The organism is Okeania sp. KiyG1, from assembly GCF_014132355.1.
Classification (GTDB): Bacteria; Cyanobacteriota; Cyanobacteriia; order Cyanobacteriales; family Microcoleaceae; genus Okeania.
In genome coordinates this window covers 58744-79163 of sequence record NZ_BLZO01000113.1, presented here as the reverse complement: position 1 = coordinate 79163, position 20420 = coordinate 58744, and the positions used below count along the sequence as shown (strand labels likewise).

The 20420-nt window shown below is 37.1% G+C and carries 15 protein-coding genes and 2 pseudogenes; 7 read left to right on the top strand and 10 right to left on the bottom strand.

Translation table 11 applies throughout. The annotated features are described in order from the left end of the window. Positions 1–573 precede the first annotated feature (573 nt). The 8 genes from SAGCYANO_RS26680 to SAGCYANO_RS26645 form a co-directional block, all read right to left on the bottom strand. Positions 574–1371 carry an inositol monophosphatase family protein gene (locus tag SAGCYANO_RS26680; RefSeq protein WP_237396719.1) on the bottom strand — a complete coding sequence of 266 codons (798 nt, stop codon included), beginning with the start codon at positions 1369–1371 and terminating at the stop codon, positions 574–576. A gap of 324 nt (positions 1372–1695) precedes the next feature. After that, entirely contained in the window at positions 1696–2358 is a 663-nt protein-coding gene (locus SAGCYANO_RS26675; protein ID WP_202222839.1) for an HAD family phosphatase, read from the bottom strand. A gap of 124 nt (positions 2359–2482) precedes the next feature. Next, complete coding sequence (locus SAGCYANO_RS26670) at positions 2483–3751, bottom strand: aspartate aminotransferase family protein (protein WP_202222838.1); 1269 nt, start codon at positions 3749–3751, stop codon at positions 2483–2485. A gap of 134 nt (positions 3752–3885) precedes the next feature. Beyond that, complete coding sequence (locus SAGCYANO_RS26665) at positions 3886–4116, bottom strand: hypothetical protein (protein WP_202222837.1); 231 nt, start codon at positions 4114–4116, stop codon at positions 3886–3888. A 182-nt stretch (positions 4117–4298) separates the two neighbouring features. Further along, a complete protein-coding gene (locus SAGCYANO_RS26660; RefSeq protein ID WP_202222836.1) occupies positions 4299–5228 on the bottom strand; it encodes a nucleoside-diphosphate kinase in 930 nt (309 codons plus the stop codon). Beyond that, positions 5221–5934 carry a hypothetical protein gene (locus SAGCYANO_RS26655; protein ID WP_202222835.1) on the bottom strand — a complete coding sequence of 238 codons (714 nt, stop codon included), beginning with the start codon at positions 5932–5934 and terminating at the stop codon, positions 5221–5223. The genes SAGCYANO_RS26660 and SAGCYANO_RS26655 overlap by 8 nt, the downstream gene beginning before the upstream one ends. A gap of 24 nt (positions 5935–5958) precedes the next feature. Beyond that, positions 5959–6780, bottom strand: a complete 822-nt coding sequence (locus SAGCYANO_RS26650; RefSeq protein WP_202222834.1) for a non-ribosomal peptide synthetase — start codon at positions 6778–6780, stop codon at positions 5959–5961. Then, entirely contained in the window at positions 6771–9257 is a 2487-nt protein-coding gene (locus SAGCYANO_RS26645; protein WP_202222833.1) for an amino acid adenylation domain-containing protein, read from the bottom strand. The genes SAGCYANO_RS26650 and SAGCYANO_RS26645 overlap by 10 nt, the downstream gene beginning before the upstream one ends. Before the next feature lie 274 nt (positions 9258–9531). Between SAGCYANO_RS26645 and SAGCYANO_RS26640 the strand changes: the two genes are divergently transcribed. From SAGCYANO_RS26640 to SAGCYANO_RS26625, 4 genes are read left to right on the top strand one after another with little or no spacing between them, the layout of a single operon-like run. Then, entirely contained in the window at positions 9532–9837 is a 306-nt protein-coding gene (locus tag SAGCYANO_RS26640; RefSeq protein WP_202222832.1) for a hypothetical protein, read from the top strand. Between the two features lie 5 nt (positions 9838–9842). Continuing rightward, positions 9843–10046 carry a hypothetical protein gene (locus SAGCYANO_RS26635; RefSeq protein WP_202222831.1) on the top strand — a complete coding sequence of 68 codons (204 nt, stop codon included), beginning with the start codon at positions 9843–9845 and terminating at the stop codon, positions 10044–10046. An 11-nt stretch (positions 10047–10057) separates the two neighbouring features. Further along, positions 10058–10540, top strand: coding sequence for a hypothetical protein (locus SAGCYANO_RS26630; RefSeq protein WP_202222830.1), 483 nt, complete (start codon positions 10058–10060; stop codon positions 10538–10540). A 1-nt stretch (position 10541) separates the two neighbouring features. Beyond that, a complete protein-coding gene (locus SAGCYANO_RS26625) occupies positions 10542–10907 on the top strand; it encodes a hypothetical protein (RefSeq protein ID WP_202222829.1) in 366 nt (121 codons plus the stop codon). A gap of 2172 nt (positions 10908–13079) precedes the next feature. Here the strand turns inward: SAGCYANO_RS26625 and SAGCYANO_RS26620 are convergent. Both SAGCYANO_RS26620 and SAGCYANO_RS26615 read right to left on the bottom strand, forming a co-directional pair. Continuing rightward, positions 13080–13274 (bottom strand): hypothetical protein, encoded by a 195-nt coding sequence (locus SAGCYANO_RS26620; protein WP_202222828.1) that lies wholly within the window; start codon positions 13272–13274, stop codon positions 13080–13082. A gap of 358 nt (positions 13275–13632) precedes the next feature. Beyond that, positions 13633–15204 (bottom strand): PQQ-binding-like beta-propeller repeat protein, encoded by a 1572-nt coding sequence (locus tag SAGCYANO_RS26615; protein WP_202222827.1) that lies wholly within the window; start codon positions 15202–15204, stop codon positions 13633–13635. A 1720-nt stretch (positions 15205–16924) separates the two neighbouring features. Here SAGCYANO_RS26615 and SAGCYANO_RS26610 point away from each other — a divergent pair. From SAGCYANO_RS26610 to SAGCYANO_RS26600, 3 genes and pseudogenes are all read left to right on the top strand, one after another. Next, positions 16925–18987: pseudogene (locus tag SAGCYANO_RS26610) on the top strand (thioredoxin domain-containing protein). Between the two features lie 200 nt (positions 18988–19187). Further along, positions 19188–19694, top strand: a complete 507-nt coding sequence (locus SAGCYANO_RS26605; protein ID WP_202222826.1) for a thioredoxin domain-containing protein — start codon at positions 19188–19190, stop codon at positions 19692–19694. 250 nt (positions 19695–19944) lie between these two features. Further along, positions 19945–20286, top strand: a pseudogene (locus tag SAGCYANO_RS26600) (zinc ribbon domain-containing protein); the annotation flags it as partial. Positions 20287–20420 lie beyond the last annotated feature (134 nt).

The window sequence follows — 20420 nt, the reverse complement described above, 5'->3', positions numbered from 1 at the left end:
GAAGAATCGCCGTTATACTAAACTTACCCAAACTTACCCATACATGGTTACATAAGCTTTGGAGCTAGCTTCCTGCTTTGCTGACGCAATGCTGCGCAAACACTGAAGACCACCGACCGCAGTCTGTAACTTATCTTCGAGAGCAGGCTTAAAATTCCTTGAAACTCAAGCTACTGATTCACATAGTGTTTCAAGTTGATAGCAGCGTTTCCTAGGTCATGCTCCGTAAACGCACTCTCTATCAGCTTCAAAGCCGCATTCACTACATTTGCGCTCCGCAAAGCTGCGCTAACATAAGTTCTCAAGTGCAACGGCATTTTCTGTTGATGCCCACAGTTTGAACATATTTGAGAACTACACTATCCTTTATCAAAATAACATGGGTATAAAACCCACCTTATTAAGGCGCAATATTTTTGGAGCGGAGCTCAAATCCCCGTTACAAAAATAACTTCTGACTGTAATGAAGTGTGTCTTACATTATGGAGGGGCTGTGTGCGGAATTACTTCCGCACAGTAGGCGCCCCGTAGGGGACCTCAGAATTACACACTCGCTTCTGACTTCTGATTTCGTTAACAACCTCCTAAAATTGCTTCTGAGATCAACTCTACCGCACGCTTCTTTCCAAACGCTGCATGATACAAAGTGTGAGGTTTAGCGTCTAGGTCTCGTCCAAGCTGACGGTAAACCCCACCAGCTCCTTCAATCAGCGCCTGCGTAGCTGAGATGTCCCAAACCTTGACGTTATACTCCACCATGACGGCGAGGGAGCCTAACACTGAAAGGGTGTGAGCATAAGCGTCATAGTACATTCGGACGTGGGGATGAAACTTGAGAATTTTCCAAAGAACCTCTAAATGACCGCCTTGCTCAAAAGTGGCAGGGCAATTAGCTCCGATGATATCTTTAGGTGTCAGCGTCTCTAGATTATCATCGAGGAAGACCCTCCTGCCGTTATGAAAAGTACCGACGCCAACTCCACCCCTTAACGATTCTCCCAAGACGGGATGGTCTATCCAACCAAAAACCGGACGTCGGCGGTACATGACCCCGAGGATAGTCGCGAACGTGGGAATACGGTTGATTAAGTTTTGCGTGCCATCAATGGGATCAATCGTCCAGACAAACTCAGCATCTTCGTTTTCGCTACCAAATTCTTCTCCGATCACACCATGGTGTGGGAAATGCTCTAGGATACGGGTGCGGACAAACTCTTCGCATCTAAGGTCAATTTCACTTACTGGAGTAGCATCCGCTTTTAAATCTGCCTGAATCCTATCCTGTTTCCATAAGGATAAAACTAGCTCACGGGTTTGAGAGATAAGTTCGTCACCGAACGAAAGAAAGCTCTGATAATTACTGTATTCCATAAGAGAGTACGACAGGTTTACCGAAAAATTGTGGGTATGCGCCTCCCCTTGCTCGGGGATAATAAGCGGTCGTTTGCGGAGCAGTCCGTTAGGATGGGATGGCTCCGAAACCTGCGCCATATCCAATCGACCAAGAGAAGAAAAATTTTCATCTCTTTGTCAATCCTATCCGTTTCAAGGAGAGGTAATTATTCATTATTCATTATTCATTATTAATTGTTGAAGATTGGTGTTCTTTGGTAGAAAAATTGCACAAGGTGGGTGGCCTTATCAAACAGCTCAAGCAGACTAGGGATGATGGCATGAGTATACTCTCGTAATGAATTAACGAAAAGTTACTATGGGCCACTTATGTGTTTCCGCATGGGCTTGAAGCTTATTATCTGGGTCAACAGCCACTGGGTAGCCCACTGTACTCATGAAAGTCAAGTCATTATGAGAATTGTTATAGTAGGTTGTTTCTTCTAAGCAAAATTCCGAATGTTCTAACAACCAACTTTTGAGCCATTGCAACTTAACTATTCCAGATAAAGGCTCGCCGATTACATTTCCAGTAAAACGCTCCCCTACTTTCTCTAATCGTGTTGCCACCCAAAAATTCACAGGAAACAGCTCACTTGTGCCTGCAACGAGAAAATCGTTAGTCCCTGAGAGGATCATCGTATAGTCCCCACTTTCACTATGTTTATGCATACAGTCAATCGCTTTGGAGAGCACAAATGGCTGGATCATCTCCTTTATGTAATGCTCACGCCATTCAAGTAGTGTATCGAGGGAATGTTTCTTGAGATTTTTTAGAACAAACTCGCTGAGATATCGATGAATATCTAAATTTCCACTCAAATAAGCTTGATAGTAGGTTTCTTTTTCTTGTTTGAATGAGTTTATATCCTCTACGCGGTTATGTTTGATGAGGTAGTCACTCCAAGCCACATCCGTATCAAGACTGACTATTGTTTCATCTAAGTCAAAAATAACCAATCCCATTTTAGTAACCTCCAATATCATTTAAGGTTAGGGCAAAATTTCAAGGACTCTTTCTTGTCTATAGCTAACATTTTTTTTCATAGCTTGTGACGGAGAATAGTCTCTGTACATTCGATCCTGTTTCTCACAAGCTCGAATCTATTTCTGCCATTACAGAATCTAGAATATCACAGATTTCTTTCGACTCAGATCCGGTGATATTCAGTGAAGGTCTGATTTTAAATACATTGCCTCTTCCATATCCAGAGGTTCTCACGATTAAACCATGGGCTAGAGCCACTTTCTTAATCCTATTCGTTAAGCTTACATCTGGCTCTCTGCTTGCCTTATCTTTCACGACTTCAACACCTATCATCAAGCCTACTCCTCTAACATCACCAATAAAATCATACTTATCCCGCATTTTGTTCAGCCGTTGATTAATATAAAGTCCCTGAACTTGAACATTCTCCAAAAATGATGCCTGGCTAATTATTTCAAGCGTTTTTACTGCAGCAGCGCTGCTCATCAAATTTGAGCCATAGGTGAAAGAGTGATGATCTGCTGGCATTCCATTGAATTTCTCTTCCATCAGGATAGCCGAAATTTGAAATCCTGTACCTCCAAGACCTTTAGATACCGCCATGATATCCGGCTGTACACCAAAATGCTCGCTAGCATACATGAAGCCAGTGCGACCAACGCCAGTTTGAATTTCGTCAAATATCAGAACAATACCCTTCTTGTTGCAGTAGTCTCTGAGATTGACTAAAAACTGTCTGCTTGGGATCACATTACCACCGAGACCTAATATAGGCTCCATAACAATTGCAGAAATTTGGTCATGTGATGAGTATTCAACTGTATTTTCAATATAGGCAAGTACCTCATCATCGACCTGTTCTAGCGTTTTATTAGGAGAACGATAGTAATAGGGGTACGGTACGTGATGAATTCCATCTTTAGAAAATTGAAAAGGCTTATTCCTAAAACTAAATCCCGACATAGCCATTGTATGAATAGTTTGACCATGATGAGATCGATGAAAGCAGATTACTTCCTTTTTGCCAGTGTAATATTGTGCTAACTTGATCGCACCTTCTATAGCTACAGAACCGCTTGATACTTTTGTATGAGCAATCTTCAAGTTAGTGGGACTTGTCTCAACTAGCTTGATTGCCAGATTATCGATTGGATCAGTGGTAAAAGAAGAGGTGCAATGCAATAGATGGCTGGCTTGGGAAAAAGCTGCTTTAATAACTTCTTGGTTACTATATCCTAAAGACAAATTAAACGTTCCTGCAGCCGTATCTATATATCTTTTGCCTTTTTCATCAAGAAGATATATCCCGTCACCGCTGACCATCTTTATATTTGATACTTCTTCGCTTCTGAATAAGGTTTGGTGTGCCATTTTCTGTTTCTCCTATTATTTTTCAGTGTACTTTATCAGTGACATTAAATGGTCTTTGAAATCACGAGTTTATCAGGTAAAAATACTCTTTAATAAGCTGTTGAGCTTGACTTTCATAGGATTTACTTCCTTGGTCAATTTATTATTTTATTTTGGTGAGTTAGCTTGATTAAGCTTTCCGGTACATTCCACTCGTTTAAGCGCCAAGATAGATAATCATGGTCAATCATTTTTCCATGGACAGTAAGTATACTTAATGCTCTTTTTAAGTCGGCCTTGGGCTCTGGACGTCGCAGCAATAACAACTCTGCTACTAAGTCTTCAATAGATTCAGTTTGTCTATTTGGGCTTGCCTTTACCAACATTCGATCATCAACACCGATAACGATCCCTTCAGCGTTGATGAGAGGACTCACAATCTCAACTTCCCAGCCACAATGCAGCCACTTGATCGCTTCACCATGTAAGCCTGCAACCGAATAGGGTGTTTTCTCGATACCTAGTAAATTACTAATGGTCTGAAATGCTTTTCTGGAACACCAGATATCTATATCATTCGGCTTACATTTAAAACCATGTATTGCAGTGCAGCACTGCCGCTAAATATCCATTGATGCTCTGCCAATAATATTGAACGGATGCTTTCAATCGTTTCCCAAAGTGAAGAACGATTCCATTGCCTACGGGCAACAACACCGCAAGAAACCGCTAATTTGTCCCATGCAGTCAAGGGAACTAGGGATTCTAGGTGACTAATTGTATCGGATGATCCCTCTAGAAAAAGCTGAATACATGCAGATACATCCTGATAAGCATCAGCATATTCTTCTAGCTTAGTCCGTGCAATAGATTGGGATAGTTTAGCTGAACCACTCTCAGGAAGCTCAATCTTTTCTAGTCTAATATTGGTATAGGACTCAACAAGGTATTGCACTACACGGAGAAATACTAGAACTCCAGAATGTTCGACACGGGAAATAGTTATAGTGTGATCTTCCGGAAGACATTCAAGCAGCTGATCATTGATTTCCAATTCTCCTGCACAGGTCTGAATAATCCCAATCTCATTGATGGCAGTTTCTCGATCATCGCTGACGTGAATTAAATTCATCACTGGATTATCGCACCAGTAACGGCTACGAATAGAAGTTGACTTTGCCTCGGCAGGATGGCTACTACCCTTTACTGCACCTAGCTTGGATATGGCATCTTCTCCTCGCCAAATTACTGCTAGAGAAGGCCCTGAGTTAAACAAGGCCGAAACTAGATGCCAGTGGGGAGTATTGTTTGGAATGCTTACTCTGTAAAAGGCTTCAATACTAGCAGGTGTATGGCAAAACCACCGACGTAAGACGGGTACACATCCTGTTAGGGAAGCAATTTCCCTTTCCAGCGAGCCAATCAAACGGCTTCTGGCCGCGTCTGGTGAGAATACAACTAGCCCTAAATCATCAGAATCAAAGAGAGGCTTAACCATTCTGACCTCCTTTGACAAAAGTCCCCACTGGCTTAATTTCATCAACTAGAAGTTGGGTAATGCGGTCTGGATATTTTCCATTGAGAATCCAGCAATCAAGACAATTCTCAACTAGGAACGCTGGTGTACATGCATCTACAGCTGTATGCCCCATTTGTGCCAACTCAGAGGCAGAGATTTCGTGAAGTAAATGAGTCTCCGAGCCAATCTTGCCGTCTCGATAAACACCATCAACATTAGTCAAAATCAGTGTCAAATTACAGCGAACCAACCAAGCAAACCAAACAGCCATTGCATCAGAAGTAATCTCCCATGTCCGTTCAAACGGATCGAGAGCAAAGATGAGGCGTGACGGCAAAAGTACCGGAACTAATCCTTCCTCTAACGTGTGTCTCATCTCCTCCAATGTTTCAACAGCCCGGAGTCCGTCAGAAAAACAAGGATCAGAAATCATTAGTCCGGTTTGATCCTGGGCTCGGGCGCAAGCTCGATGATGGGTATCTGGAACGAAAGGTGTCCGTGCATCAAGTTCTTCAATCGTATTATCTGTTGGCCCCCCACCAGGTATAACTAAGAGCCTTTTCCCTTGTTGTGCAGCAGATTGGAGGGCACGAACCGTATTTCGACAAGCTTGCTCGTCGGCCAGTAAACTTCCTCCAAACTTTACTGTTGCATCTACTCTGTAATCTACGAAACCTTTAAGCATATATCAGTTCCTGTACATTTCCTACTAAATTACACACTTCAACTCCTTTGAAAGTGCCATACGAAGCTTCTCTGATAGTCCTTTAACATAAGGATCTTCAAGCATAGTGTCATGGGTTCCTTCTATTGGATAAACTGCTAAACCTGAAGGTACTAAACGATCCCAACCTAATGTCGGAGAGTTGTGGACTGTGTGGGATTGATCTGTTCTAAATAATGCAACTTTTCCACAGATGTCTAGAGGAGGAGAATATCTTCTTTCAGCATTTTCATTAGCTTCAAGAATCTTCCTGAGATGAGCAAATACAAAGACTTCCTCTTCTTGCTCAGCTTTAATCATGGCTAAGAGTTTTTCGTTGTAATCTGCAACAATCGGCAGGTGAGGTGATGTATCCAGCAGTACAAGTAAACCTATACTTTCGCCTGCTTTAGTCAAACGCTGTGCTATCTCGTAACAGACAAGCCCACCATATGAGTAACCAGCCAAATAATATGGGCCATAAGGTTGTTTTGACCGAATCTTTTCGATCATATCGATGGCTACATCTTCAACAGACTCACAAGGTTGTTCGTGACTATCAATGCCTGGGAAATGCAAACCATAAACAGGTTGGTCTGTTTCTAGATGAACAGCAAATGGGCGCAGGCGAAAAACATGACCACCTGTTCCAGAAACACAAAATAGTGGTGGCTTTGTTCCTTCATTGACTAAGGTGACATATGCTCCAGTAGAAACACCTCCAGTCGAAATTTTTGCAGCTAATTGCTCTAATGTAGGAGCTTCAAACAAAACGTCCACAGAAAAGGTCAAGCCAAATTGCCGCTCAATTTCGGCAACTAAATACAAAGCTTGCAGCGAAGTTCCCCTAGGTCAAAAAAGTTATCCTGAAGATTGATGGAGCTTCTATTGAGTATGCTTTTCCAAATCAAAGCCAGACGACGTTCGGCAAGGTTCCGGGGAGCAAGTGCTTCATCCACTGCCACTTGAGTCTGTCGATTGGGAATTGGAAGCGCATGCCGATCAACCTTACCATTGCTCTTCCGGGGTAATTCTGGTAAAAAGATGAAAACCGAGGGCACAAATGCCGCTGGAAGTTTTTGAGTTAAGAACGCCTTTAATTCGCCTTGAAATTCACTCTCTTCCTTTTCGGTTGAGGTAACAATGTATGCAACTAGATAGGGTAAATGCTCAGTTGAACTAATAGGAATAACTACACAATTTCGCACATCTGAATGTCTTGAAAGCACAGCCGTAACTTCTGCTGGCTCTATCCGAATTCCATTGATTTTTACCTGATCGTCAGAACGACCTAAAATCTCAAGGATACCAAGGGGATGATAACGTCCGATATCCCCTGTGTAGTAAATCAGATCATCAGGATATTTGGTGAAGTGGTTAGGGACAAAACATTTCTTATCAGTACTAAGAGGAAGGTAACCAGACGTCCTAAATGGAGTACGAATAACAATTTCACCGATTTCACTGATGCCACAGAGACGACCGTTAGAGGATAGAACTAGAGCTTGTGCATCGGGTAGTGGTTTTCCTATAGGTTGAATTCCAGCATAGATGTCTTCAGAGACTTGGTGATAACACTTTACTAAACAGGTTTCTGTGGGGCCATAAAGGTTTATAATCTTTGCTTCAGTTGTTAAGGTTTCGTGCCATTGCCTTAGGAGTTTATCAGTCAGCGGTTCACCTGAAAAAAAGACCCATCGCAAGGAGTTCAATTCAAAGTTTGCAGGCGCATAGTCAAGCCAGAACTGTGCCAACGTAGGTACAATATGAATGACAGTAATTTGTTCATCTTGCAGCCAATCTAGGATTTGAACCGGGGACATTTGCAACTGCTTAGGTATGCACAGAGCAGCTCCGCTGGTCAGTGGTAGAAAAATATCGCGAAGCACGACATCGAAGGAAATAGCCGTTAGTTGAGCGCAACGATCTGACTTATCAATTGAAAACTCCTCTCGCTGCCAGTTTATAAAGTGGGCGAGGGACTTTTGGAGTCCAAGAATGCCTTTTGGCGTTCCTGTAGTTCCTGATGTAAAAAACACATAAGCAGGATCATCAGCTTGCACTTCTGGAAGGCTTCTTGTCCATGCTAGTTCAGTTAAGTGAGATGAATCTATTTCACCACTTTTAGCGTCTACATAAAGATAAGGAAGGCTGAGGTCAGCCAGGTCAGGCATTGGGGAACCAGAGAGTAAAATCACATACTTAACAGTTGCCTGTTGCAGCATGACCTGCACTCGATCCAAAGGAAGGTTCGGATCAACAAACAAAAAAGCGCCTCCACCTAACAACACTCCTAGTGCCGTAGTGATTAGCCCGAAGCTACTCGTTCCATAAACCGCTACAACCTCTCCCTGTTCAAGACCTTCGAACAGAAGAACACGCGCCACAACTTCAGCACGCTGCCGAAGCTCACCATAGGTAAAACTTTTCTCATGTTGCCGAACAGCCAGATCGTTCGGATGGATAGATGCTTGCTTGAGAAATTGCTGACCAACTAGGTTCTGCGTAGGCGACGAAATCTGAAGACCAGGGTTAGGTAGAAGCTTTTGGGATTCAGATGTAATTAATGAATATGATTCGATAACATCATCTGGCTTAATAACAGCCTGGTTCAATAGTGTATGAAATTGGTCTAGCATAGACTTAATGCGTAAGCTAGAAAAAAGTACACTGTTGTAGACTATACGGAGACATAGTCTCTCTTGATGTCTTGACATCCACAGCGCCATCTTATAATTTGTACTGGCATTCAACAATGCCTGGGACAAGTTCATTTCAGCAGAAACACTTTGCTCAAATGAACTTGTTAACCCTAGAAATACCTCAGGCCTTGATAGGAGATTATTTTGGCCATTCACTGTGATATCTGTGAATTTCTCAAATGAAAGGTCTTGGTGAGTATAAGCCTGCTTAATGGTTGTTTGCACCTGCTTTAGAAGCTGATGAAACGTTATTAAGGGATCAAAGCTAACTCGAATCCCTATACTATTTGAGCACGAACTCATTGCTTGTTCTTGTGTCTGACAATCGTATATAGGCAATGTGCCAATGACAATATCTGTTTGCCCAGTATAGCGGCTTAAAATAATGCTGTATATAGCTAAAAATATGGTCAGTAGAGATTCTTCACGACTGCAAAATGGTTCTAGGAGGTTGTAAAATAAATCAAGTGACTGACTCAGAGAATCAGGGAAGATTATTTCATCCTCTGCCGGTTGATTCTGGCATTGCTGTGAGTATGAACTATCTACTGGCAGGTTGAGGGCAAACACTGCGCTATTAAATTTCGTTATTGATTCTGTCATTTTGCTTTCAAAACCTAAGTTACAAGCTAGTTCATCCTGTTGAGCTTTTGCATTACTTTTGCTTTTATATATATTCTATAGCCTCTTCACTACAAAGCTTATTTATTTTAAACATTTTTCAAGATCAGGATTTACATTGAAAAAAAGGTAAAAAAACATAGAGATAATTATCTAAAGTTAAAAGCTGAATGCTGAATTAGAATATCTGAATACTTACTAATATGCAACCAAAATTTGTAAATTTTAGATGTTTTTCTTGTTCATTTATGCAAAAATGAAAATTTGTAAAAACTTATTGACAAATATTTATCCTTATGTATTGCTTTTGATGATGATAGCGATCGCTCTTTATTCTACGAGACCAGTTTCTTTACAAATTCGCTGGAATGATGAAACACTTTACTATACTGTTGCTCAAAATATTGTGCGTAATTTTGATTTTAATAGTCATCATTATTTAGCTAGTAGTATTATCGAAAAAGGCTATCCTACTAAGGATACTCATTTGCCTGGTTATCCTTTAATTTTAGCTGTTGGTTTTTTGATTGGTGGCATTAATGAAAGAACACCATTTTTGTAAATTATTTGCTACTGATTATCACTATTTTTCTTATATTTATAGTTGGCAAAAATATATTTAATCAATGGGTTGGTTTTGGTGCTGCTTTGATTTACTTGATTTATCCTTACACTCTAGTTTTGACTCATTCGGTAATGACTGAAATATCTGCTGCTGCTGTAATTATGGTGGCTGTAGTTCTATTATTTATACAAAAGAAGGTTGGTTAAAAGGTATATTTTTGAGTTTAGTAATAGCTTTGGCATATCTAATTAAACCATTTATGTTAACCTTACTTCCTGCTAGTATTGCTATTTTATGGATAAGTAAAAATCAAGATTACAAACAAACTTTATTGAGTTTATTATTTTCTTTGACATTATTATCAATCACGGTGTTAATTCCTCTTTCTCAAAATCAAGAAATTTATCCTTATGCAGCAACAAGAATTTTATCCCAATCTAGTTTTACGAATATGCTCAGAATGATGGGCGAAAATTTTTTATTCAATTGCAGCCTGATCATTAACTTTAAAAAGTTTCCAGTCTATTCAACAATTACTCTATCAATGTTGCTGCTATGGGGTATTTCTTTAGCGGTATTTACTCCTACAATTGAACGACATAAATTGACATATTTTACAGCTTATAGAAATTTATGTATTTTTAGTATAATTAGTTTTATGCCAGCTTTATTAGCAGTTTTTACTTTATCAATATATTGATATGGGGATTCGAGGGTTGGCAGTTTTTTCTCCATTAATGGCAATATTATCAGTGGCAAGTTTATGGTTATTAACTTCACAATTACCAACTAAAAAGATATTTGCTATAGGATTAGGAATTTTGGTGTGTTTAAGTTATTCAAATTTTGTCACATTTCACAAATTAAAAAATCTCCAACGACGACAGTCTGAACGTTTATATACTTATAGTTCGCGGGTGCAAAAAGTTATTTCAAAATTGCAAATTCAACCACAAGTAGTAATATCAGAAAAAAACTTTTATCTAGCGATCGCTAATTATCCAACTCAAGTAATTTGGCAATTACCCCAAACATTAAATGAATTACGAGAAGTAGAAAAAAAGTGAGAATAGAATTGATAGAACTCAAAGATTCTGACCCAATGTTTCAAGAAAATTTACAAGTTTATAATAATATCAAGCTATTAGATAACCGTTATATATTGCAATACCAAGACAGAAACTTTTATTACTATTTAAGACTGAGTCATTCAAGAATTTAGAATTTAGAATTTAGAATTTAGAATTACCTCTCCTTTAAAACGGATAGGATTGACTCAAAGGAAATTTTTTCTTTTTATCCCCTTAAAAGGAGAGGCTTTATATCACAATTTTTCGGTAATATCAATTATATAAAATAGCGAGGCTTGAATCCTAATTTTTCTTTCAGTATAAATTCACTCTTTTTATCTCTAGCTTCTTCCCTTTTTCTGAATTTTAACCAGGGTACATCTCATAGCAAGCAAAAATACTTTTTTCCTATATATTCCCTATTCCCTATTCCCTATTCTCTATTCTCTATTCTCTATTCTCTATTCTCTGTTGCCTTTCGGAGCTGTTGCCTAAAAGCGATAAATTTTTGGCTTTATTCAAAAAAGATATTTGCTATAGGATTAGGAATTTTGGTATGTTTAAGTTATTCAAATTTTGTCACATTTCACAAATTAAAAAATCTGCAACGACGACAGTCTGAACGTTTATATACTTATAGTTCCCAAATTTATATAAATTCCTCTGTTAATAAATTATGGCTCCTAGCATCCCAATAGAAACTAAACTAGGGCGTTGCTGAATGAAGCTATGAAACTTACAGCAGATTTGATAGATTTTCGTTAATAATTTTAGTAGACAATTTATATAGAAAATCTGTCTTTATATCTTTCAGTTTGACATATTTGCACGTAAGCATTCAGCAGTCAGCTTTTAGCTAGCTTCCTAGGTCGGAACTGCGGACTTCAGCTATTGACGATCAGAAGAGGTAAAAGCAATTGAAAAATGCAATTGATAAATTTGGATAGAATTAAAACTTACTGTTAAATTATGCTTCTTTAAGCTTATAAGAAATTATTCATTATTTGCTGATAGCTGACTGCTAAGAGCTGAATGCTTACATTTGCACAGCATTCCGTAGGAAAGTTTGGCTATTCTAAACCTGGCTTTTTCATATCGTTTTGTTTGGGTAGCATGACCAAGGAAATCTTGAGTTGTCTTAGATAATAACTTACTTAACTTTCGATAGTAAAGCTCCTCTATCTGCGGAGCATTTTGTAGGAAAAATGTTAATTATTATACCATTTTTTTAATAAGAATGGTACAAAAAAAAGCTGAAAATTATGCTTACAAAGAACTTCTCCAATATTATAAGTTACTACCTATTTTTGCAGTTTAATGGCTCTACCTTTCATCTTGCCTTTTAGTTGATTTAAAAAGTTTTTATATGTCTGATTTAAATCGTGAAATGACTGTTGTAATGGTATGTTATAAGCTTCTGAAAACTGCTCTATATATGAAGTATTTTAGCTTGAGTTATCAACAGTTTTTGTAGCTCATAATTGGTGTTTTTATAGCATTTTTATAAATTCAAATTACAGATAATGCTTCAATAATAAAATCATATTCAGTAATAGAATCAATGTCTTTTTACTAAATCCAGCTAATATATTTATCAAGATTTTTCGTGATCAATCAAAAGAATTAAAGACACAATTTTTCAATATTTTTTTAATTAGGGTTTGCTGAATAAATCTAAAAGCTTTTACAGATAGAGCTTTTAGCATTTTTAGGTCTGAAATACCTTGGTTTTCAGCTGTTCATGCTCATGCATGTTACCATTTTAGGCACATCGTTGGGCAAAAAAATTACTTTCCTGTTCCTCTACTCCCCTACTCCCCTACTCCCCTCCACGGTCGGGGTTAGTGGGTCCCCTCCACGGTCGGGGTTAGGGGTGGGTCCCCTCCACGGTCGGGGTTAGGGGTGGTTTGACTCCTGAGGACTCCGTAGTTATTTATTTATCACTGTTCAACCGGACATGATATAAGGCCGTTATCTAGCTGAAGAATGTGTATTTCATCAGGATAAATTTGAGAAAAAATCTCTAAAAATTTTTCAACGCAAGGGGTATCTAATATGAAATACTTTAATGTTTGCTACCAAAGATTGATAGGTAAATTAGGAGATGGGGAGATGGGGAGATTCGTATATTTGCACAATTTTTGTATTTCATATAAATGACTAAATTCATCAAAAAGAATCTCCTATTTTTGGTTTAACTAAACTATAAAGCCATAAATATTCAAATAAGCATTGATATAAACCAATGGGTTTAACTCCACAAGCAGTAATAACTTTACCTGTAATAGTTTTTAATCCAATTCTAGTTTCCCTACGGATCGATACGATACTTAAATAGGTCTTGCTGATTAAATTTAAAAGCATTGAAAGATAAAGGCTTTAGTCTTTTTACTGTCGAAAAAAGTGCCTGGTTTTCGGTGCCTCAGAGCTACAAAAAGTGAGTATTTTAGGCAGACAAGTACAGAAAAATCAAGGGAAAAAATATCCAACTACCTCCTCTATAATTCCCATTTATCCTGACTCTTCCCCTTACCAAAAGACTTTTTCAGCAAACCCTAAATATAACTTTCATAATTCTTATCTAAACTAATCATATGATAGGAAATGAATTACTATTTCGATTAATAAAAAGTAGACCTAGAAAAGCGATGCTTAAATCCTAATTTTTCGGTAAGTATAAATTCACTCTTTTTCTCTCTCACTTTTTCTATCTTCCTAAATTTTAACCAAAACTATATAACCAACCATCCCTACCGCAAATTCTAATAATTCCATCCCATACAACAGGGGTAGATTCAAAAGACACTTTACCCGTAAATTTGCCAGCTTCCTCTACTATTAAACGGAAAAATTCTCCTTGAGCATTAGGTAAAACATTTTGCTCACCAGGTTTCGCAAATTCCCAATTCAAATTAAATATATAAACCCCGTTATATCCAGCAGTTACCAGTTTATTTCCATCAGTAAAAATTGGCGTTGAAATTGAGGGACCAATTTTCTGCTTAAACACAATTAGAGGAGTATCATAACTAAACTTTTTCAAAGGTCCTTTAACTTTATTTCCTGTAGTTAAATCTTGGGAACCAATATATAGATATCCATCAATAGCATTAGTAGCAAATAAAGCCGGAAATTCACCATAATTATTATATTCATCATTCAAAGCTACCGACCCAATAATACCTCCTAACCAACTATTAAATTTAATATTACCTGTAGGCAAAAACCATTCTACACTTTCCTGATTTTTTTGATTAGGGTTTAATTTCACCACCCCACCATTTCCAGGAATAAATTGTTTTTCAATCGCACAAAATAATTTACCACTTTTAGAAATAGCAACAGTACCATCTAAATCTGAACCTGTATAAAAATCCCAAACTATCTTTTTACTCTCTATATCAATACCATAAATATGCCCGGAACCTGCTGCTAAAAAAATTCTATTACCCAATCTAGCAGGAGATGATTCAGAGACAATATTTCCCCCTTGTCTTTTAACATCGCTATCTACATAAAGTTTAATTTCTGATAATACTTCTGGCTGTAGAATAGCAGATTTGATTTTAGCTCTATTAACAGAACTATTTATAAAATAACCAATAGCATTTTCCCCAGCATTGAAAATTAAATTATTTTCCAATAACAAAGCAGAACTATCATTATCGCGACTATAACTACGAGTTTTTCTAATATCTAGTTGCCAAATTTCTTTCCCTGTCCTAAAAGAAATAGCACGAAAACTAGGAGCAATTCCTTTTTTTGGTCTCCCAGTTCTACTGCCTTGTAAAATCACAATACGATTCTCTTCATTGGCAGTTTCATCAATATAAACCGTACTCGAACCTTTAATCACATCATCAAATTTATATTGCCAAACTTCCTGATTATTAGCAGCATCTATTTTGCGTAAAATATAGTCATAACCTCCAATAACTAAATAAGTTTTTCCACGGTCTTTAGTAACAGTTGGTTGTCCAGTCCATCCAGCTCCACTCCAAACTTTTCTAGTTTTACCTACATAAGTTACACCTGTTCCTAATTTAAACTTATCTAGAACTTGAAAATTATCTGGTGTACCACGACCATAGAATCTTCTTTGGTCATTTCCCAAATATGTAGGAATTAATAAATCAATCTCTGGGTCGAGATAAGCAAAAAATTCTTTGACTTTATTCTCTAATAAATTTTCTGACAAGTTCAGATTTAGATATTTTGATAAAATTGGAGCTATTCCTGCTCCTAAAGAAAATTGGATAGCAATTTTATGGAAGTTTCTTCTTGAGTAATTCATAAATTATTGAGGAAGGAAAAAATTGGAAGTCATTTCAGTTATCAGTTAACAGTACCTCTGCAATAAGGAGGCAAGAAAATACGAAATTATCTTTGTTTAGGTGCATCTCAATTCTGAATAAAGCCAAAAATTTATCGCTTTTAGGCAACAGGCAACAGCTCCGAAAGACAACAGAGAATATATAGGAAAAAGTATTTTTGTAAATATGAGATGCACCCTCTTTTTTTATCTCCTTAAAAGGGTAGACTTCCAGAAGGATAAGTAGGTAGTGACGTTGCATACAACGTCCTTACAGGGAGAAGTTAACATCATAATAATCAATGCTAACTAGCTAATAATAATTACAAAAATGATTTTTCTTGCATCATTTACTTAATAATTGAAGTGTTTCACAAGTATCGCATTGCTTTTGGTCATTGGCATTACCGAATTATTAATTATTAATCATTAAATAATTCTGGTTTAAAGCCGACCCTTTTAAGAGGAAAATAAAGAAATAATATCTCCTTATTTTCAATTCCGTAGCGGTTTTAACCAGAGGTAATTATCAATTATCCATTATCAATTATCAATTAATGAAATATTGATGATTTTTGAGAGTAAATAGAAAGATAAATTACGATTACTAATATATAGTTAAGATTTGATTTATCTTATCAGGACTTAGACAAAACAGCAGCAAAAAATACCCTTAAATATAGATAGAAAGAGGCTGTTACGTCAAAAGGGTATAGTTCCTGGATTACAACGGATAACTGATAACTCAAATTACCGAATAATTAATAATTAATAATTAAATAATTCGCGCCTTGAAGCCTCCCCTTTAAGGGAAAAAAGCGGTCGAGGGATGGCGAGGTCTCCTCGCCATATCCAATCGACCAAGAGAAAAGTGCTAGGATATTTCCTTTTATTCAATTCCGTAGCGGTTAAAACCCGAGGTAATTATCAATTATCTATTATCAATTATCAATTAATGAAATATTGATAATTTTTGAGAGTAAATAGAAAGATAAATTACGATTACTAAAATATAGATAGAAAGAGGCTGTTACGTCAAAAGGGTATAGTTCCTGGATTACAACGGATAACTGATAACTCAAATTACCGAATAATTAATAATTAATAATTAAATAATTCGCGCCTTGAAGCCTCCCTTTTAAGGGAAAAAAGCGGTCGAGGGATGGCGAGGTCTCCTCGCCATATCCAATCGACCAAGAGAAAAGTGCTAGGATATTTCCTTTTATTTAATTCCGTACGGAATTGAACATAAGGAAATATTATTTCTTTATTTTCCCCTTGAAAGGGGAGGCTTTTAACCCTAATTATTTAATTAATAATGATTAATGATTAATTATTCGGTAATTAATATTGTTTTTCAAACAAAAAATCAACAATTTATTTGATTATAATAATCCTCTTCCTTTTAGGTATAAGTGACAATTGAACATTCATAATTAATTATTGAATAAAATAAAAAATGTGAATCAATTCTTTTTCATCCACCTTTTCAAGCGACAATAAAAAAGAATGAAATATCAATTAATTCAAAGAATTTTGTTTAGTAAATAAAGAATGAATATTGAAATTTAATCATAATACTTTATCCAAATCAAGCCCCAAAAATCATAAATACGTTATAATCTGCGGAAATGTTAATCATCTACTTTTCAAAGTACCAGAATAATTGACAGTATTAACAATAACTAGGGAGTAAGAAAAAATGACCAATCGTTTAGCTAAATCTCAAAGTCTTTATCTCCGCAAACACGCAGAAAATCCTGTAGATTGGTGGCCGTGGAGTGAAGAAGCTTTAGAAACTGCACGGCGAGAAGATAAACCAATTTTTCTATCAATTGGTTATTCAAGTTGTCATTGGTGTACCGTTATGGAAGGAGAAGCTTTTTCTGATGAAAAAATCGCCCAATATTTGAATGAAAAATTTTTACCAATAAAAGTAGATCGAGAAGAACGACCTGATGTAGATAGTATCTATATGCAAGCATTACAAATGTTAACAGGACAGGGTGGTTGGCCGTTAAATATATTCTTAACTCCTGATGATTTAACACCTTTTGTTGGTGGAACTTATTTCCCTGTTGAACCTCGTTATGGACGACCAGGATTTTTAGAAGTTTTGCAAAAAATTAGGGGATTTTATGACATTGAAAAAATAAACTTAACGACTTAAAATCCGAAATGTTAGAGGGATTAAGAAAATCAGTTTTATTACCAGAAGCAGAAGATTTAAGCCAAGAAATACTGCAAAAAGGTTTAGAAGTTAGTACCGCAATTATCAGCGATCGCTACTCTCAACAAAGCTTTCCCATGATACCTTATGGACAAGCAGCATTACAAGGAACAAAGTTTAATTTTGAATCTCAATATGATGGTAATCAAATTTGTTTACAACGAGGATTACATCTGTCATTAGGAGGAATTTATGACCATGTTGCCGGAGGTTTTCATCGTTATACAGTAGATGCAACTTGGACAGTTCCCCACTTTGAAAAAATGCTCTACGATAACGGTCAAATTGTTGAATATTTAGCTAATTTATGGAGTGCAGGACATCAAGAACCAGCTTTTAAACGAGGAATTATTGGCACAATAAATTGGCTAAAACGAGAAATGACTGCACCAGACGGATTTTTTTATGCTGCTCAAGATGCTGATAGTTTTACCACTCCAGATGAAGCTGAACCGGAAGAAGGTGCATTCTATATTTGGAATTATCAAGAATTAGAAAAATTATTAACCTCAGAAGAATTATCTGAACTATCAGAACAATTTTTCATAACATCTACAGGAAATTTCGAGGGAAAAATTGTCTTACAAAGAAAGCAAGTAGGAGAGTTAAGTGAAACTCTAGAAAATTCCCTATCTAAACTGTTTGAATTACGGTATGGAGCCAAACCTTTTTCTGTAGAAACTTTCCAACCAGCAACCAATAATCAAGAAGCAAAAAATAATAATTGGCCTGGTAGAATTCCGGCAGTAACAGACACTAAAATGATTGTTGCTTGGAATAGTTTAATGATTTCTGGGTTAGCACGATCAGCCACAGTATTTAACAATTCAGAATATCTAGAATTAGCCGTTAATGCTGCTAATTTCATCATCAAAAATCAGTGGGTTGACCAACGTTTTCATCGATTAAATTATGAAGGTAAAGTGGCAGTAATGGCACAGTCAGAAGACTATGCTTTATTTATAAAAGCTTTGCTAGACTTACAACAGGCTTCTATTACTTCATCAAATACTAATTATTGGCTAGAAACAGCAGTAAAATTACAAGATGAATTTGATAAATTTTTATGGAGTTTAGAAGCATCAGGTTATTACAATTCACCGAGCGACGTTAGTGGAGAATTAATATTACGAGAACGTAATTACATTGATAATGCAACTCCCGCAGCAAATGGCATAGCAGTTGCTAATTTAGTACGTCTATCTTTGCTAACCGAAGAATTATATTATCTCGACCGAGCTGAGTCAGCTTTAACAGCTTTTAGCAGCATAATGAAACAATCTCCTCAAGCTTGCCCAAGTTTATTTATTGCCCTTGACTGGTATAGAAATCAAACCTTAGTTAGAACCTCTGAAGCAGAAATATCTAGTTTAATTACTCAGTATTTTCCTACTACTATTTATAAAGTTGAAACAGATTTACCCAAAAATTCTGTAGGGTTAGTTTGCCAAGGCTTGATTTGTAAAAAACCTTCTTTGAATAAACAAGAATTATTAGAACATTTAGAGCAAAGTCAAAATCGTTGGACTAAATAATTACGAGTCAGCCCTCAGGAGTCAGAAGTTGGGAGTCAGTAGGAAGAAAGTAGGAATTATCAGGGGATATTCCAGCATTTTATGGCTGCATTGAATGGAAAGCGCAATCAAAAAACTTTCTCCCTTCTAACCTTTTCTTTCCTTCTGTCTTCTGCCTTACTTTTTCCAAAGTGGAAGACTGTGCTTTATTTATAAAAGCTTTGCTAGACTTACAACAGGCTTCTATTACTTCATCAAATACTAATTATTGGCTAGAAACAGCCGTAAAATTACAAGATGAATTTGATAAATTTTTATGGAGTTTAGAAGCAGCAGGTTATTACAATTCACCGAGCGACGTTAGTGGAGAATTAATATTACGAGAACGGAACTATATAGACAATGCAATTCCCGCAGCAAATGGCATAGCAGTTGCTAATTTAGTACGTCTATCTTTGCTAACCGAAGAATTATATTATCTCGACCGAGCTGAGTCAGCTTTAACAGCTTTTAGCAGCATAATGAAACAATCTCCTCAAGCTTGCCCAAGTTTATTTATTGCCCTTGACTGGTATAGAAATCAAACCTTAGTTAGAACCTCTGAAGCAGAAATATCTAGTTTAATTACTCAGTATTTTCCTACTACTATTTATAAAGTTGAAACAGATTTACCCAAAAATTCTGTAGGGTTAGTTTGCCAAGGCTTGATTTGTAAAAACCTTCTTTGAATAAACAAGAATTATTAGAACATTTAGAGCAAAGTCAAAATCGTTGGACTAAATAATTTAGGAGTTAGGAGTCAGGAGTCAGTAGGAAGAAAGTGGGAATTATCTGGGGATATTCCAGAATTTTATGCCTGCATTGAATGGAAAGCGCAATCAAAAAACTTTCTCTCTTCTAACCTTTTCTTTCCTTCTGCCTTTCCTACGGAATGCTGTGCAAACAGCATAGCTGCCTCCTGCCTTCTGCCTTACTTTTTCCAAAGTGTTAGAATACAAGGCTGATTGGTATGGACGGAAGTTAGTCAAAATTGACCGATACTTCCCTAGTTCCAAGCGCTGTTCTAATTGTGGTCATGTAGTAGAAAAATTGCCTCTCAATATTAGAGAGTGGGATTGTCCTGAATGTGCTACTCACCATGACCGGGATATCAACGCAAGTATAAATATTTTGCGGATGGGAACCCGCGTCGGCGTCAGACGCAAGGGAACGCCCACCAAGAAGGCTGCGGGACTCGCAGTGTCAGTCTGTGGAGCGACCGTAAGACCTTCTGAGAGTAAATCTCGCATATACGGGTGCATTGAAGCAGAAAGCCCCTAACAGTGATGCTAGGGAATCCCGCGCTGTCACGCAAGTGCAGCGTCGGGAGGATGTCAATAGAACATCTAGAACAAAGTCAAAATCGTTGGACTAAATAATTAGGAGTCAGTCCTCAGGAGTTAGCTAGATCGCCC